This is a genomic window from Teichococcus aerophilus (assembly GCF_014490485.1).
In the GTDB taxonomy this organism is placed as follows: domain Bacteria; phylum Pseudomonadota; class Alphaproteobacteria; order Acetobacterales; family Acetobacteraceae; genus Pseudoroseomonas; species Pseudoroseomonas aerophila.
The window spans coordinates 80,956-96,170 of sequence record NZ_JACTVA010000008.1; the positions used below are offsets into that span (position 1 = coordinate 80,956).

Sequence of the window (15,215 nt, forward strand, 5' to 3'; positions counted from 1 at the left end):
CCAGTTCCGCGCCAGTTCTTCAGGCGGCGGAACGCGGAAGCGGCGTTCCACCCTCCTCACTGCGCCGCGTCAGGCAGCGCATCCACGGCCCTGGACGGGATGGCGAGGCTCGCCCCCGGCGCCAGGTCATCGCTGCCGCCGAGGTGGCGGACCGCCACCGGGGCCGGGTTGGCCCCGTCAGCCTCGATCCTCAGAGTCTTGCCGTCCCAGAGCAGGGTGAACCGCCCGTGGCGGCATACTTGGCGGAAGGTGATGCCGCGCAGGCCGGGCGGTGGGTTGGGGCAAAGCTGAAGCCCTGCCTCTTCCACCCGGAAGCCGAGATAGTGGCGCTGCAGCACATCCAGCGCCCCCGCCATGGCGCCCAGATGCGCGCCATCGCCTGAGGTCGTCGGCCCGGACGGATCGTGCTCCGCCTCCAGCGTCGTCTTGAAGCATTGCCAGGACCGCTCGGGGTCGAAGGAACTGAGGGCACCGGCGCAGACGAGTTCCGACAGGCTCGAATCATGCGACATCCGGGCCAGATCCTCGGCCGCGGTGCGCTGCATATCCGCGCTGGTGACGCGGTAACCCAGCCGATCGAGCGTCTCGTCGAGTTGCCCATGGGACAGCAGGTAGGGCAGCATCAGCGTGTCGGCCTGCTTCGCCAGGGCGTACCGGTTGATGTCGTCGCCCCTGGCTTCCATGAGCCAGTCAGGCCGCTGCCCGGGGGCCTCGTCCTCCAGCTCCTCGGGGCTCAGCGGGATCAGGCGGTCGAACCCCGCGAAGGGCAGCAGCGTGCCGTCAGCGGCGAACTCGACGCACAGGCGCCGGCTGACCCGGTCCCAATGCCGCAACTCGGCGTCATCGACCCCGAGGCGGCGTTCCAGCATCCGCCTCGCCTCGGCCGGCAGCCGGTCCAGCAATTCCAGTGCGCGTGCCAGCGTCCAGGCCGCCATCACGTTGGTGTAGCTGTTGTTCCGCAGGCCGGGTACCTCCGCGCCCGGATAAGCGGTGTGGTACTCGTCCGGCCCGACGATGCCGGCGATATCGAAGCGATCCTCCTTCGCGTTGTAGCGCGCGATGCTGCCCCAGAACCGGGCGACCTCCAGGAGGATCTCCGCGCCTTCGTGGTGTAGGAAGGATTCGTCACCGGTGCAGAGGCAGTAGTTCCAGACATTATAGGCCACGGCGGAGGCGATGTGGCGCTGCAGGTTGGTGTTGTCCCGCATCCAGCGGCCGGAGAGCGGGTTCCACTGGAAGCGCGGCGTATGTTCTCCACCGTCGCTCGCGCTTCGCCAGGGGAACATGGCGCCACGGAAACCCGCGGCTGCGGCACTTGCCCGCGCATCATCCAGCCGGCGGTAACGGTAGAGCAGCAGCGACTTAGCGAGCTCCGGGAAATGCGAGGTGAGATAAGGCAGAACGAGCATCTCGTCCCAGAAGATCTGGCCCCGATAGGCCTCCTGCCACCCCCGTGAGGGGAAGCCGAGATCATGGCCCAGCACGTGCGACGAGACGGTCTGCAGGATGCGGAATTCGGCCAGGCGAAGCGCGATGGCCAGGTCGGGCGTCTCGGCCTCGATATATGCGTGTTCGGACAGCGCGGCCCATCCCTGCCGGTGCGCCGCCAGCAGGTCGTCAAAGCGCCCCGCATCGCGGACCAGGGCCAGCGCGCGCTCCGTCCCCTCCGCGCCGGTTGCCATGGCCATGGCTTTCTCGACCGCGATCCCATCGTCGGGGACGTCGCAGAAGAAGCGCTCCTCGGCCCCTGCCCCATCGCCTTGGCGCTGGTGCGCTTCGTAGCGGCCGTTGAAGATCTCGGTGCGCGCGGCGACGGCGATGGTGATCGCGGATTGCGATGTACGGGCGGTGACGCACCCGACCCCCGACTCCAGCACCGTGCCGGAGACGTCGATGAGATGCTGGCTGCTGAAATGCTTCAGGCAGGCCACGCGGTCATTGGCGACGCGCCCATCGATGGCCGAGCATAGTTCGATACGGCCGCGCCAGTTCTGTGGCCGGATCTCCAGCCGCAGCGCCATGAGCTCGGGTTCGGCCATGCTGACAAAGCGGATTTCCTTCAGCGCGGTCCGGCGCCCTTGGCCATCCTCGACCACGAGGTTCCGCGTCGCGACGCCAGAGGCGGCATCGAGGGCATGGCGGTAGGACAGGACCCGCATGTCCTCCAGCGCGAACCATTTCGGCTCGCCAGCATGCCGGAAGGTCAGGAAGGTGGGGTTGGGCAGGTTGACGACGGACTCGTTCCACACCTCCTGCCCCTCGATCCGGTCCGGCAGGCGGTTGTAGAGTCCGGCACGATAGAGGCCCGGGTAATGCACGTCGCCCGCCTTTGCCCAGGGCACCGCCGAGCGCAAGGACAACAGCCCGTTCCCGAGCGTGAGGAGCGCTTCGCGCCTCGCCTCGTCCTCCGGGTCATAACTCTCGAAAGCGGAGGTCGCGGGGAGTTCAAACCCCATGGCGGGCGCCCCGTCCACGATGGGCGCTCGCCACTCCACTGGCCGAGGGCGTCCGCTTGCGGCGGAGGCTGGCGACACCCGGCGGGAAGCTGAGACTCCAGCGACGATCAGAACTTCGCAAACCCAGCGGGCCAGCCATCATCGCTCATCTGCTCCGTTACAGCCGGAGAGAAACGGTAAAATGGCCAAAAAGTTACGGGCCATTCATATTGAGCGGTGACGCGGGCATCGTGCGGGGGGAGCTGCCCCTGAGATGGTCAAGACCGTACCGGCGAGGCCTTGGTTCCGCCGCGAAGACCTTGACTGCTCATGGGTCCCCTTCAGCCAGCATTCCCCGGCGCGGTCCTCGGCCAGAGATGCGCGCGCCATGCGACCAGTACCAGCAACGTCGCGACGATGCCCGCCACGCCATAGACCGCCGTGGTCGCCGGAAAGCCCAGCCAGCCGATGAGCGGACCGGAGCAGAGCAGCCCGATCGGCAACCCGTACACCGCCAGCGTACGCATCCCCATCACCCGGCCGCGCAACGCGGGCGGCGTACCACGCAGCAACAGCACCGACATCGGCAGCAGGCACAGCATCTGCGCCATCCCGATCAACGGCAGCAGCACCAGGCCGCCACGAAGGCTTTCCACCTGGCCGAACAGGATGACCAGCCCGTGCCAGACGACGCTGAACACCAGCATCATGCGCGCCGGCTGCGCCGACCGGCCCAGGCGGCTGACGATCAGCGAGGCCAGGATGCCGCCCCCCGCCACCGCCGCGACCAGATAGCCAAGCCCCGCCTGGGTGGTGCCATAGACGTCCCGTGCCACGTAGGGCAGCAGGCCCAGCGTGAACGGATAGGCGGTCAGGTTGATCAGGAAGGCCATCAGCATGGCGGCCAGTTGCGGCGGCGCCTGCCACACGGCCCGCGCCGCCTCCCACAAGCCACGCAGCGGCGACGGCGCTGCCACCGTGGTCCCGTGTTCCGCCGCGCGTGTCGCGCTGACGCCGAGTGTCAGCAGCATGCCCAGCACGTAGAACGCCACCACCATGCCATAGGCCTGCGCCATGCCCAGGACGGCGACGATGCTTGCCCCGGCCAGGGCGCCACCGACGCGCGCGAGGTCCGAGGTGATGCGGGACAGCCCGATGGCGCTGGTCAGCCGCTCCTCCGGCATCGTCTCGCCGATCAGCACATTGCGGATGCCCATGTCCGAAGGACGGACCAGCCCGGCGAGGCCCGCCACCACCAGCGCCAGCAACGGCGTCAAGCTACCGGTCAGCAGCAGCGCCGCCAGGACCGCCGCCAGCAGCGCGTAGGCCGCCCGCATCAGGCACATGACGTTGCGGTGCCCGAAGGCATCGCCCGCCAGGCCGAAGAACGGAGCGATCAACGTCCCCAGGAATTGCAGCGAGCCGAAGACCGTGACCAGCAGCACGGATTGCGTCTGAACCACGATGTACCAGCCGAGGATCAGGGTCTCCATCTCGAAGGCCCAGGAGGTCATCAAGTCCGCCGACCACTGGAAACGGTAACTCCGGATCGCGAAGGGCGATCCGGCGCGGCGCGTCGCGCTCATCCAGCCGTGGCCGGACGGGCGCGGCGGCGCGGAGGCTCTGTTGTCCCGGTCACGGCGGTTCCTCTTTTCCGCCAGCATCCCCTCGAAGTTACGTGGCGGCAACCCCGCGAACCAGCGCAGGGGGACGCACCAACCGGGGCGGGCCGATCATCGTCATGCGCCCGCCTGCATCGGCATCGGCGACGCCACCTTCACTCGGGCCGCCGTCGGCTGCGGCCATGCGCGATCCCTCTCAGCGAAGCGGCACGCCTACCAATGGACCATCGGCAGCCCCGGGACAGGTGAGCGGAAGCACGGGATACGGTCGCCGCGAAGGCTGCCGATAGAGACGGTCCGGAGGTCGGGCCCGCCGAACGTCACGCTGGCAAACCAGGGCGCGATGGCGCCGCCGCAAGCCAGCATGAGCTGGGAGGTGGCTGCGTCCCGCGCGAACGCCTCCATCAATGTCCGGCCGGCCTCGCTGCCGCGGTCATCGTCAAGGATGATCCTGAGGTCGCCGTCCGGCGTGATGGCGAAGATGCGGTCCGTCATCACATGGGTGCCCCAGAGATTGCCATGGGCATCGAAGGCGATGCCGTCGATGAACGCCCCGTGGTCGGACGGCCCGAAAGTCTCGCGGCCGGTGAGGCTGCCATCCTCGTGCACGCGCAGGCGGGTGACGCGGCGGGCGCAGGTCTCGGCCACGTACAGCCACTCCTCCCGCGCATCGAGCCGGATCTCGTTGGTGAAATGGAAGCCATCCGCGACGATGCGCAGCCGCCCCTGGTCGTACAGGGCGATGAAGCCATCGACGATGGAGGGGCTCATCGCCCGCATCCAGTTCTTCGTCCGGGTGGAGACGGTGATCCAGAGCCGGTCGCGGCTGTCGCGCAGCACGAAGTTCACCTTGCCGATCGGCTCGCCGTCGATGGCATCGACCAGCACCTGCGTCTCACCATCGCGGGTCATCAGCTCCAGCCGGTCGGTACCAAAATTCGAGATGACGATGTCGCCGTTGCGGGCAAAGGCCAGGCCATTCGGCAGGGTGCCGGTGACGAAGCGCGCCTCCTCGTCCGTCGCCTGCGCGAAGGTGCTGCGCGCGCGCTGGGTGACCAGGCGCTGGCTGCCATCCGGGCGGATGTGCACGACGCCACCCCGTGCGTCGGCCGCCCAGAGGGAGCCATCGCGCTCGGCCAGGATGCATTCCGGGCGCTGCAAGCCCGCCCCGACATAGGTGATAGCAGAGGGATCGACGGTGAAGCCGTCGATGGGGTTGGGGGTGCGGCGCATGCGGGCCTTTCAGAAGCCGCACCTGCCGCCGCCCGCCCGCTGCACGGATGCAGCGGACCCTCGGCGGCGTCGTCGGGGCAGCCACGGTGCTTTGCCTGTGGAGGCGTTGCTTTCGGTGATGCGCACCGGAGGCCAGCCCTATGCGGACCAGCCGGGCGCGGGGTGGCGGCGTCACTCCACCCGGATGTTGTTCTCCTTGACGACCTTGCCCCAGATCTTCGCATCCTCGACCAGGAAGTCCCGGAAGTCAGCCGGCGTGCCACCGGCCGGAACCAGCCCCAGTTCGCGCAGCTTGGCGCGGAACTCATCGGATTTGATGATGCCGTCGGAAAGGGTCGCGATCTTGTCGACGACCTCCGCCGGCGTTCCGCGCGGTGCGAGCACGCCGTGCCAGGAATCACCCACAAAGCCCGGCAGCGTCTCGGCGACCGTCGGCACCTGGGGCAGCGCATCGACGCGGCGGGGGCCCGAGACGGCCAGGGCCCGCACGGCACCCACCTCGATCTGCGGGATTGCGGTGGTGGTGGGGTCGAACAAAAGGTCGATCCGCCCCGCGACCAGGTCGTTGAGCACGCCATCCCGGTAGGGAACGTGGGTCATCGTGATGCCCGCCTCGTTCAACAGGCGCGCCAGCGCGACATGCGTCCCCTGCCCGATGCCGTAGCTTCCATACGTCATCGCCCCCGGCCGCGCCTTGGCCGCCTCGATCAACTCCCCCAGTGTCTTGATCGGTGAGTTGCCCGGAACGAGCAGGACATACGGCACCGACAGCACGCGGATCACCGGGACAAGGTCCTCCGGCTTGTAGGACAGGTTGCTGTAGATGAAAGGATTGATGGAGAGCGTGTTGTTGACGGCGTAAAGCAGCGTGTAGCCGTCCGGCCGCGCCGTCGCGACGGCCTGTGCGCCGATGCTCGTGCTGGCGCCGGCGCGGTTCTCGATCACCACCGGCTGGCCCATGGCCCTGGAGAGCCGCTCCCCCAGCAGGCGGGCGATGACGTCCGGCGAGGAGCCAGGCCCGAACGGCACGACCAGCCGCACCGGCCGTGTCGGGTAGGCCGCCTGAGCCTGCGCCAGCGACGGCAGCGCGGCACCGACCAAAGCCGCTGTGCCCAGCAGCATCGTTCGGCGGGATAGTGAAATCCTTTGCATAGTTCCCTCCCATTGATGGAATCCCGCATTCTGGCTTGGCGGCGCGGTGCGGGTTGTCAGCTGAAGCATCTTCCGTTCGCACAGGCTTACTGCGGATGCTCTGCCGTGTTGTTTAGAAGCATCTTCACTCCATCGGATGATTCCACCTGATGGAGGACTGCTCTAGTCGGCGAGGATGGCCACGGCCCGCGTCCAGCCCGCGGAGGCGGCGCGCACCTTCACCGGGAAGCAGCACACGGTGAAGCCGGTCGGGGGCAACGCTTCCAGATTGTGGAGCTTCTCGATCTGGCAGTAGCCGCGCACCATTCCGGCGCGATGGCCTTCCCAGATGATGGAGGGGTCGCCCGTCTCATCCCAGCGGCGCCGGGTGTGCACGAAGGGCGCGTCCCAGGACCAACCGTCCGTGCCGCAGACGCGCACGCCCCGCTCGGTGAGGTAGAGCGTCGCCTCCTGCCCCATGCCGCAGCCGCGCGAGACGTAGTCTGGCTGGCCGTAGGCCTGGCCGGCGGCGGTGTTGACCACCACGATGTCACCGGGCGAGAGGACGTGGCCGATGCGCGTCAGCTCGGCCTCGATCTCCGCCGCCGACACCACATGGCCGTCCGGCAGATGGCGGAAGTCCAGCTTCACGCCAGGGCCGAAGAACCAGTCGAGCGGCAGTTCGTCGATCTTCGCGGCGGGAAGGCCGCCATCCATCGTTGAATGGTAGTGGTAGGGAGCGTCCACATGCGTCCCGTTATGGGTCGACAGCTGCACCTTCTCGAGCGCCCAGCCTTCGCCATTCGGCATCTGCTCGGGCCGCAGCCCGGGGAAGAAGCTGACGATGTCGCCCGCCGTCTCCGCATGCGCGTGGTACTCGACGGAAGGCCCCATATTTGGCGGGTCGGCGTAGGGCGTGTTCTCCAGCGGCACCGAGATATCGATGAACCGGCCGGCGCGCATCATGCTGCACTCGCGCGCGAAGCGATTAGCCAGATTGCGGCGCCTTCCACCACAGCATGCGTCACCTGGGCGTGGATGATCTGCCTTGGACTGGCTGCCATCGCCGTCTCCTCCTCGTATTGCCCCGCCTGGTTTTGATCGGGTAGGCTTATCGGTCGGACGACCGTCTTGGACGAACGTCCTAATTCTAGGGAGTGGCCAGCTCGTTGACAAGCACGCGTTCGGCACCCGTTTTCACCGCGTGCCAGGAGAGAGCTTGCAGATGACCGAGGCGCCGACCCGCGATCGCATCCTGGACGCGGCCGAACGGCTCTTCGCCGAACGTGGTGGCGAGGACGGGGCTTCGATGCGGGATCTCGCCGCCGCCGCCAGCGTGCGCCTGTCCCAGCTCAGCTACCATTTCGGGTCCAAGGAAGCGCTGTACCGGGCCGTCTTCACCCGCCGCGCCAGCGCGCTCGCCCAGGCGCGCGAGGATGCGCTCCGCGAGGCGCTCTCCCAACCGGCCCCGACGATCGGGGATGTCATGTCCGCTTTCATTGGGCCGTCGGTGCGGCAGCGGCTGACCGGGGGCGCCCAAGGCGCGGCCTTCGCGCTGCTGACGGCGCGCGAGGCCGTCGACCCGCGCGAGGCGGCACGCGGCGTCCTGGCCGAGCATTTCGACCCGACCGCCGCACGCTTCATCGCAGCACTTTCCAGCCTGTACCCGGGCGCGACGCGAGCGGCCGCGGCGGAAGCCTATTTCTTCGCGGCCGGCGCGCTGGTGATGACCACCATGACCGGCGGCAGAATCTCGCGCCTCCTGGGCGCGGAGTGCGCGCCCGAGCTGAACGCGCAGGACGCCGCTTCCCTCGTGCAGCGCCTCACCGCCTTCTGCGCGGCAGGGGCCGAGGCCGTGCTGCGCGCCCCGAAGGACGCGCGTTCACCTTCCGGCTGACACGCACTTCCAGACTGCGCCATCCAGCAACTCCGGCATTCGCGCCTTGGCGATACATCCGAGGACGAGCTGCTGCTGGCGGCCTCGCCCGCGGCTCCGCGATCTCGGCGTCACGGTGTTGGCGCGGCAGCCGGCTTCGCTACCGGCGCTCAGTCCCTGGCCACCAGCAGGCCAGCGGCCAGGCACCGGAAGGCCTCCACGGCCCTGGCCAGCACGGCGCGCGGATCGTTGCTGGCCGCGATCCAGAGCGCGGCATTCAGCGCGGCACCATTCAGCAGCCGGGAAGCGGCTTCCGCATCCACCGGCTTCACCACCCCTTGCGCGATCAGCGCCTCGACGGTCTCGATCGTCGCCCGCAGGCAGCTGTTCTGGCTCGGCCACTGCGAGGGATCACCCAGTACGGCCGGGCCATCGAGCAGCACCACGCGCTGTACCTCCGGCTCCAGCGCCATCTCGATATAGGCAGCGCCTTCGGCCAGCAGGCCTTCCCAGGCGCTGTCAGCCTGGCTGCCGATGGCATGCGCCCGGGCTGCCATCTCCTCATCGATCTGATTCACCACGGCCTGAAGCAGGCCGCGTTTGTCGCCAAAGTTGTGGTAGAGCGCGCCGCGCGTCAGCCCGACCTCGGCCGTTAGATCGTCCATGGAGGCCGCTGCGTAGCCCTTCTCGGCAAACGCCGCGCGGGCAGCGCGCACCAGCTTGGCCCGGGTCTCCTCCACCATCTCGGCACGGCGTTTCGGCGGCATCCTTGCATCCTTCAGACAAACATACGCTGCGTATGTTAGTTGACATACGCAGCGTATGCGTCGATGGTATTCACATACGGAGCGTATATTAACCGCAGGATGCTTCGTGAATCCACCCGCCCGCGCCGGCCAACGAAGCAGTGCCCGCAGGCCAGCGCCCCGTGAAAGGAACCAACCCATGGCTCAGAACGAAGCGATCTTCCCCGCCAACCGGCACGCCCTCTACGACGCCCACAAATACTCGCCCGCCATCCGCTCGGGCGATCTCCTGTTCGTCTCCGGCCAGGTCGGCGCCCGGCCGGACGGCACGCCGGAGCCGGATTTCGCCCGGCAGGTGCAGCTGGCCTTCGACAGCGTGCTGGCGGTACTGCAGGCGGCGGGATGCACGTTGGCCGATGTGGTGGACGTGACCTCTTTCCACACCGACCCGGCCCAGCAAATGGAGACCTTCATGGCCGTCCGGTCGCGCATCATCGGCGAGCCGCCTTACCCGAACTGGACCGCCGTCGGTGTCACCTGGCTGTCGGGCTTCGATATCGAGATCAAGGTCATCGCCCGCGTCCCCGAAGGGCGCTGAGCCGAACCCCAATCGTCCGGGCACCGGCTCAGCCAGCCTCCGTGGCGGATGCCGCGTCGTGCTTGGCCTGCCGCGTCGCCCGGGCCCGCTCCAGGGACGCCGCCTTGCGGCGTTCCTCCCGCAGGACGTCGATGGTCGGTTGCCACCAGCCGCGCTGTAGGTCGGCCGGTTCCGCTGGCGTCCGCGCGGGCCAGGCCTGAACCAACTCGGCATGGCTGGGCCGGCGCCAACCGGCCCAGACCAGATCCGCCGCGCCGACATCGGAATAGAAGCGGGCGGCGATGGCAGGCTCCACCACCTCCCCCGTCACCGTCTCGATCACCACGCATCCCAGATGGGTCATCACGACCCGGTCTGGCGGCGGCAGCGCATCCGCCGGTACGGGATAGCGGTGGCGGCGATGCTCCGCGGCTTCCTCACGCTTCTCCAACTGCCCGGGGTCAGCCTTGCGGCTCTCGGCACGCTTACGCCGTTCCTCCGGCTCGGCTTGCCGGGCCGCAGCCTCGATGGCGGGCCAGTGCTTCTGCAATGCTTCATAGGACCGGAACGGCACACGCCAGGCCTTCGATGCCGGGTCCCACCACGCCCAGGGCACCAGACGCAGTTCAGCGATGACGGTGCGGGAATACGGCGTCCGCACCATCAGGTCTTCGGCGATCTCCAGGTAGGGGCTCGCAATCGGCTCGAAGGTGAAGGCATCGCGGCCGCGCTGGTCGGCATAGGCCAGCACGCCGGACCACTCGCGGCTCATCCACTTCGTCAGGCGCTGTTCCGCACGCTTGCCGGGTACGAACCAGGCCCGCAGATCGTCGCGCCAGCGCGCATTCGGGAAGGCTTCGCGGAAGCGCTCCACGGTCATCCGGTCATAGGGAAACGCCGCCGTCGCGCCGGGTGCGCCCTCGCCGTCTTCCTGCTGCCTGGCGGTGAATTCCGTCGTTGCCTCGGTCACCCGTGGTGTCCTCCTTGCCCAGCAGAGCGCGGCACGCCCGCCGCTGGCAACCCCGACCTAGCGCCCTCGGTCCGCCGAAATCGTGGGGCAGCACTCTCCGGCCACCTCGACCAAAACGCGCCGATGGATGAACACAGCAACAGCTCAGTGGTCCGCGTCGCCACGCAAAAACCGGGCGCCGCAATCTGGACATATCATTCTAGAACGCTCAATCTATTTGTATGGTCCGAACCGCCCGCTTCTCCGCTGAGCACTTCGTCGACGCCGCCATCGCCCTCGTCGCCGAAGGTGGGCCGGGTGCGGCGACCATGCAGGCCATTGCCCGGCGCGTCGGGGCGCCCACCGGCTCGATCTACCACCGGTTCGACTCCCGCTCCGCCATTCTCGCCGCCGCCTGGAACGCCAGCTACGGCTCGCTGGCCAGGCTGTTGGTGCCGCTGCTGCAAGCCGGCCGGCCGCGCGAGGCCGCCCTGGCGCTCATCCCCTGGGCGGGCGAGGACCGGCCCCGCGCCCGGTTCCTGCTGCTGCACGAGCCCGTCGCCCTGTTCGAGGACGCCCCGCCGCCCGAACCGCTGCGGCAGGCGATGGAGCAGTTGGAAGCCGAGATGGACCAGGCCTTCCGCGCCTGCATCGCCCGCTTCGGCGACGGCACCATCCGGGACGAGGACCTGTCGCGCGCGAAGTTCCTGATCTTCGACGCGCCCATCGCCATTCTCCGCCCGCATCTGCTGGCGGAAGCCCCCATCCCCGCCTTCGCCGGCCAGATGATGGCCGAGCTGCATGCGGGCCTGCCCTTCGCCGGCGCCCGCGCCGGGACCACCCACGCGGCCTGAGCCGCCCTCCTACGGATTGCTACAAACGCCATGAACGACATCGTCGACGAGCGGCCGGTCAAGCTGCACACCCCCGAAGATTTCGCCGGCATGCGCGCCGCCGGCAGGCTGGCGGCCGCCACGCTGGACATGGTGACCGCGCATGTACGCGCCGGCATCACCACCGCGGAGCTGGACCGGCTGTGCCACGCCTTCATCGTGGAGCACGGCGCCGTACCGGCCTCCCTCGGCTACCAGGGCTACAGCCACGCCACCTGCATCTCGCTCAACCACGTCGTCTGCCACGGCATTCCCGGGGAGCGGGCACTGATGGAAGGCGACATCCTCAACATCGACCTCGCCGTGATCGTCGATGGATGGCACGGGGATAGCAGCCGCATGTACACGGTTGGCAAGATCGGCACCCGCGCGGCACGGCTGATCGAGGTGACGTACGAGGCGATGATGCGCGGCATCGCGGCCGTGCGGCCCGGCGCCACGCTGGGCGATATCGGCTTCGCGATGCAGAGCCATGCCGAGGCCGCACGCTTCAGCGTTGTGGAGGATTTTTGCGGCCACGGGCTCGGCCGCGTCTATCACGACGCGCCGAACGTGCCGAATTACGGGCAGGAAGGCACTGGCCTGGCGCTGCACCCCGGCATGTTCCTGACCATCGAGCCGATGGTGAATGCCGGCCGCTGCGACGTGAAGGTGCTCAGCGACGGCTGGACCGCCGTAACGCGCGACCGCAGCCTCTCCGCGCAGTTCGAGCACAGCATCGGCGTCACCGAGGATGGATACGAGATCTTCACCCTCTCTCCCGCCGGGTTCGACAAGCCTCCCTACAAGACGGCGTAGCGCGGGTCAGCGGCGCGGCGGCGTCAGCAGCACCGGGTGCGCTTCCAGCGCCGGTGCGGCGACGGCGTGGACGGGGTAGGTGGAAACCCGGCCGCTCACCACTTCCAGGTCCCAGTCGCCGCCCAGGCTGCTGGGGCCGGTGCGGTCGTCCGATGCGGCGACATCGCGGGCCAGGGCGCGGGATAGCGCGGCGACGAAGCGGCCACCGACGGCGCCCTGGCCGATCTCGCATCCCCACAGCAGCAGCGCGCCACCGGGGGCCAGGCCATCGCCCAGCCGCGCCAGGTCGGCCGCACGCCCGCCCAGCATGTCCATCTCCAGCGTCACGCTACCCAGGCGCAGGCGGCCGGGCGCGCCGTGGTCGGCGATATGGATGGCGGCCAGTGGGCCAAGCTCGCCGGCAACCTCGGCGATCTGGGTGAGGCCGTCCCGCGCCGTGTCCAGCAGCAGCACGGCGACGCCGGGCTCGGCGGCGGCCAACAGCGATGGCCACCCCTCCAGGCGCGGGTCGAGAACAAGCAATTGGGTCGAGGTTTCGGCAGGCTTCTGCATCGCGGCGGCTTTCCCGTTTTGGGTCATTCTCATCATGGGCCAGCCATCCTTTCCAAACCGTCAACTGCGATGCGGAATTCGCCAGGGCCGTGCCGGGTTGCAGTGGCGGCGCGCAACCGGCATGGCTGTGCCGCCATGCCGCACGCACCCGCCTGATGAACGACGTCACCGAAGCCACCCGCCTCGCCCTGGGCCTGATCCTGCATGGCGATGCCGAGGTGGCGCAGATCATCCTGCTCTCCCTCCGCGTCTCTGGCAGCGCGGCACTGCTGGCCTTCGTACTGGGACTACCGGTGGCGGCCAGCCTGGTCATCGCCCGCTTCCGCGGGCGCAACACGCTGCTGCTGCTGTTCAACGCTGCGCTCGGCCTGCCGCCGGTCATCGTCGGGCTCGTGTGCTACCTGCTGCTCTCACGCAGCGGCCCGCTGGGCGCCCTGGGCTGGCTGTTCGCGCCCAGCGGCATGGTGCTGGCGCAGACCATCCTCTCCTTCCCCATCGTCGTCGCGCTGGCCAGCCGCGCCTTCGCGCCGCTGTGGCACGACCACCGCGATGCCCTGGCGATCGACGGCGCCAGCTTCCGCCATTGCATGTGGCAGTTGTTCCGCATGGCCCGCCCGCCACTGGTAACCGTGTTCCTGGCAGCCTTTGGCCGCGCCATCGCCGAGGTCGGCGCCATCCTGGTGGTCGGCGGCAATATCCGCGGCGAGACCCGCACCATGACCACGGCGATCGCGCTGGAAACCCAGAAGGGCGATCTGCCGATGGCGCTGGCTCTTGGCGGCGTGCTGCTGCTGCTGTGCCTGGGCGTCAGCATGGTGACGCTGCTGCTGGGGCGGCGCACCTGAAGCCAATCTGCTGCCAGACAGCCGGAATGCGCAGGTGCCCCGCTCCGGCTAGAGCTCCGCGCCCAGTTCCATGATCGCTTCCCGCAACCAGCGATGTGCCGCATCGCCGTCCCGGCGCGGGTGCCAGACCTGCTGGAACGCAAAGCCGGGGATGGCGAAGGGCGGCGGGAAGACCCGCAATCCCTCCGCCTCCGGCCGCGCCGGCAGGATCCGCCGGGCGACGGTCAGCACCAGGTCGGTCCCCGCCACCACGCGCGTCGCCGGCCCCCAATGCGGCAGCACCAGCGCGACGTGGCGGCTGCGCCCGATCGCGGCCAGGGCGAGGTCCACCTCCTTCGGCATATCCGGCCGCAGCGCCACAGAGGCGTGCGGGCGGGCCAGATAGGCCTCCAATTCCACGGCGGCCGGCGTGGCGGCATCGGCGACGCAGACGAACTCCTCCTGGAACAACGTCTGGCAGTGCAGGCCCTGCGGTGCATCGGGGCAGACGGCCAGCGCCAGGTCGATCTCACCTTCCATGACCTGGGAAAGCATGCCCTCCCGCCCCGTCTGGCTGATCATCAGGTCGATGCCGGGCGCCTGCCGCCGCAGCCGCCGCATCAGCCCCGGCAGCAGCACGGCCGAGCCGTAGTCGGACATCGCCAGCCGGAACACCCGCCGCGCCGTGGCCGGGTCGAACCTCGAAGGCCCCAGCAGCTGCCGCATCCGGTGGAGCGCCTCGGAGAGTTGCGGCGCCAGTTCCAAGGCCCGCGCGGTCGGCTGCAACTGGCCGGCGCGACGCACCAACAAAGGGTCGCCCAGCAAGGCGCGCAGCCGGCCAAGCGCGTGGCTGACCGCCGGCTGGCTCTTGTTCAGCCGGGTGGCGGCGCGGGAGACATGACGCTCCGCCAGCAGGGCCTCCAGCACCACCAGCAGGTTCAGATCGACACTTTGCAGGCTATTCATTCGGTGCATGGTATGCGGACGAAATCCGAATTTCCATCAGCAGGGCGGATAATCTACCCAGCCTGGCACCCACGACCTGATCGGGAAACGACATGCCCAGCACCACGCCTCTCCTCGCCGCCGCCTTGCTGGCCGGGGCCGCCGTACCCTTCCAGGCCGGGGCCAACGCGGCGCTCGGGCGGCTCATCGGGCATCCGCTCTGGGCAACGCTGGTGTCCCTGACCGTCAGCATCGCGTTGTTGATTCCGGTCATGCTGGCATTCCGCCTGCCCTTCCCGGCCATCGGGGATGCCCTGAAGGGCCCATGGTGGGTCTGGGCCGGCGGCGCGGCCGGGGTGCTCTACCTCACCGCCGCGCTGCTGCTGACGCCCAGGCTGGGGGCGGCGGGCTTCATCGTCGCCGTCATCGCCGGGCAGATCGTCGCCTCTCTGGCCATCGACCATTTCGGCCTGGTGGGGCTGCCGGCCAGGCCGGTCGCGCCGATGCGGCTTCTGGGCGCGGCGCTGATCATCGGCGGCATGGTGGTGACGCAATGGGCCAGCCAGGCCAGCGCCACCGCGCGCTGATGGCCGCGCCCTGCCAGCCCGGCGGGCAGCCTGCCCACCGCCCGGGC

Annotated in this window: 15 protein-coding genes; 6 read left to right on the top strand and 9 right to left on the bottom strand. The window is 69.0% G+C overall.

The genetic code is table 11. The features are described from left to right. Window positions 1-56 precede the first annotated feature (56 nt). The 5 genes from IBL26_RS06870 to IBL26_RS06890 form a co-directional block, all read right to left on the bottom strand. Window positions 57-2,456 carry a glycoside hydrolase family 65 protein gene (locus IBL26_RS06870; protein ID WP_187783730.1) on the bottom strand — a complete coding sequence of 800 codons (2,400 nt, stop codon included), beginning with the start codon at window positions 2,454-2,456 and terminating at the stop codon, window positions 57-59. 320 nt (window positions 2,457-2,776) lie between these two features. Further along, entirely contained in the window at window positions 2,777-4,021 is a 1,245-nt protein-coding gene (locus IBL26_RS06875; RefSeq protein ID WP_187783731.1) for an MFS transporter, read from the bottom strand. 249 nt (window positions 4,022-4,270) lie between these two features. Then, a complete protein-coding gene (locus IBL26_RS06880) occupies window positions 4,271-5,290 on the bottom strand; it encodes an SMP-30/gluconolactonase/LRE family protein (protein ID WP_187783732.1) in 1,020 nt (339 codons plus the stop codon). Between the two features lie 171 nt (window positions 5,291-5,461). Continuing rightward, window positions 5,462-6,412: a Bug family tripartite tricarboxylate transporter substrate binding protein gene (locus IBL26_RS06885; protein WP_187783733.1), complete on the bottom strand. Its 951-nt coding sequence runs from the start codon at window positions 6,410-6,412 to the stop codon at window positions 5,462-5,464. A gap of 192 nt (window positions 6,413-6,604) precedes the next feature. Beyond that, window positions 6,605-7,387 (bottom strand): cyclase family protein, encoded by a 783-nt coding sequence (locus IBL26_RS06890; protein WP_241749100.1) that lies wholly within the window; start codon window positions 7,385-7,387, stop codon window positions 6,605-6,607. Between the two features lie 259 nt (window positions 7,388-7,646). Here IBL26_RS06890 and IBL26_RS06895 point away from each other — a divergent pair, with 259 nt between their 5' ends. Then, window positions 7,647-8,318, top strand: coding sequence for a TetR/AcrR family transcriptional regulator (locus IBL26_RS06895; protein ID WP_187783734.1), 672 nt, complete (start codon window positions 7,647-7,649; stop codon window positions 8,316-8,318). Window positions 8,319-8,467: 149 nt separating this feature from the next. On the opposite strand, the gene IBL26_RS06900 is transcribed toward IBL26_RS06895, so the two are convergent. Continuing rightward, window positions 8,468-9,064 carry a TetR/AcrR family transcriptional regulator gene (locus IBL26_RS06900; protein ID WP_187783735.1) on the bottom strand — a complete coding sequence of 199 codons (597 nt, stop codon included), beginning with the start codon at window positions 9,062-9,064 and terminating at the stop codon, window positions 8,468-8,470. Between the two features lie 178 nt (window positions 9,065-9,242). Here IBL26_RS06900 and IBL26_RS06905 point away from each other — a divergent pair, with 178 nt between their 5' ends. Then, a complete protein-coding gene (locus IBL26_RS06905) occupies window positions 9,243-9,641 on the top strand; it encodes a RidA family protein (protein ID WP_187783736.1) in 399 nt (132 codons plus the stop codon). A 28-nt stretch (window positions 9,642-9,669) separates the two neighbouring features. Here IBL26_RS06905 and IBL26_RS06910 read toward each other — a convergent pair whose 3' ends face one another. Then, the gene (locus tag IBL26_RS06910) at window positions 9,670-10,590 is read right to left on the bottom strand and encodes a hypothetical protein (protein WP_187783737.1); all 921 of its coding nucleotides are present in this window, start codon (window positions 10,588-10,590) and stop codon (window positions 9,670-9,672) included. Window positions 10,591-10,811: 221 nt separating this feature from the next. Between IBL26_RS06910 and IBL26_RS06915 the strand changes: the two genes are divergently transcribed. Next, window positions 10,812-11,423, top strand: coding sequence for a TetR/AcrR family transcriptional regulator (locus IBL26_RS06915; RefSeq protein WP_187783738.1), 612 nt, complete (start codon window positions 10,812-10,814; stop codon window positions 11,421-11,423). Window positions 11,424-11,453: 30 nt separating this feature from the next. Further along, complete coding sequence (map, locus tag IBL26_RS06920) at window positions 11,454-12,260, top strand: type I methionyl aminopeptidase (protein ID WP_187783739.1); 807 nt, start codon at window positions 11,454-11,456, stop codon at window positions 12,258-12,260. A gap of 6 nt (window positions 12,261-12,266) precedes the next feature. Here the strand turns inward: map and IBL26_RS06925 are convergent, their stop codons facing one another. Continuing rightward, window positions 12,267-12,812: a DUF4347 domain-containing protein gene (locus tag IBL26_RS06925; protein WP_187783740.1), complete on the bottom strand. Its 546-nt coding sequence runs from the start codon at window positions 12,810-12,812 to the stop codon at window positions 12,267-12,269. A gap of 155 nt (window positions 12,813-12,967) precedes the next feature. On the opposite strand from IBL26_RS06925, the gene IBL26_RS06930 reads away from it, so the two are divergent. Further along, on the top strand, window positions 12,968-13,657 hold the full coding sequence (locus IBL26_RS06930) for an ABC transporter permease (RefSeq protein WP_187783741.1): 690 nt from the start codon (window positions 12,968-12,970) through the stop codon (window positions 13,655-13,657). 48 nt (window positions 13,658-13,705) lie between these two features. Here the strand turns inward: IBL26_RS06930 and IBL26_RS06935 are convergent, their stop codons facing one another. Further along, a complete protein-coding gene (locus tag IBL26_RS06935) occupies window positions 13,706-14,611 on the bottom strand; it encodes a LysR family transcriptional regulator (RefSeq protein ID WP_206684164.1) in 906 nt (301 codons plus the stop codon). 83 nt (window positions 14,612-14,694) lie between these two features. Between IBL26_RS06935 and IBL26_RS06940 the strand changes: the two genes are divergently transcribed. Next, window positions 14,695-15,168: a DMT family transporter gene (locus IBL26_RS06940; protein ID WP_187783742.1), complete on the top strand. Its 474-nt coding sequence runs from the start codon at window positions 14,695-14,697 to the stop codon at window positions 15,166-15,168. Window positions 15,169-15,215: the final 47 nt, after the last annotated feature.

Bases quoted from the DNA above. Each gene is read 5' to 3' on its own strand.
- IBL26_RS06870 (WP_187783730.1), bottom strand. From the start codon at position 2,456: ATGGGGTTTGAACTCCCCGCGACCTCCGCTTTCGAGAGTTATGACCCG.
- IBL26_RS06875 (WP_187783731.1), bottom strand. From the start codon at position 4,021: ATGAGCGCGACGCGCCGCGCCGGATCGCCCTTCGCGATCCGGAGTTAC.
- IBL26_RS06880 (WP_187783732.1), bottom strand. From the start codon at position 5,290: ATGCGCCGCACCCCCAACCCCATCGACGGCTTCACCGTCGATCCCTCT.
- IBL26_RS06885 (WP_187783733.1), bottom strand. From the start codon at position 6,412: ATGCTGCTGGGCACAGCGGCTTTGGTCGGTGCCGCGCTGCCGTCGCTG.
- IBL26_RS06890 (WP_241749100.1), bottom strand. From the start codon at position 7,387: ATGATGCGCGCCGGCCGGTTCATCGATATCTCGGTGCCGCTGGAGAAC.
- IBL26_RS06895 (WP_187783734.1), top strand. From the start codon at position 7,647: ATGACCGAGGCGCCGACCCGCGATCGCATCCTGGACGCGGCCGAACGG.
- IBL26_RS06900 (WP_187783735.1), bottom strand. From the start codon at position 9,064: ATGCCGCCGAAACGCCGTGCCGAGATGGTGGAGGAGACCCGGGCCAAG.
- IBL26_RS06905 (WP_187783736.1), top strand. From the start codon at position 9,243: ATGGCTCAGAACGAAGCGATCTTCCCCGCCAACCGGCACGCCCTCTAC.
- IBL26_RS06915 (WP_187783738.1), top strand. From the start codon at position 10,812: ATGGTCCGAACCGCCCGCTTCTCCGCTGAGCACTTCGTCGACGCCGCC.
- map (WP_187783739.1), top strand. From the start codon at position 11,454: ATGAACGACATCGTCGACGAGCGGCCGGTCAAGCTGCACACCCCCGAA.
- IBL26_RS06925 (WP_187783740.1), bottom strand. From the start codon at position 12,812: ATGCAGAAGCCTGCCGAAACCTCGACCCAATTGCTTGTTCTCGACCCG.
- IBL26_RS06930 (WP_187783741.1), top strand. From the start codon at position 12,968: ATGAACGACGTCACCGAAGCCACCCGCCTCGCCCTGGGCCTGATCCTG.
- IBL26_RS06935 (WP_206684164.1), bottom strand. From the start codon at position 14,611: ATGCACCGAATGAATAGCCTGCAAAGTGTCGATCTGAACCTGCTGGTG.
- IBL26_RS06940 (WP_187783742.1), top strand. From the start codon at position 14,695: ATGCCCAGCACCACGCCTCTCCTCGCCGCCGCCTTGCTGGCCGGGGCC.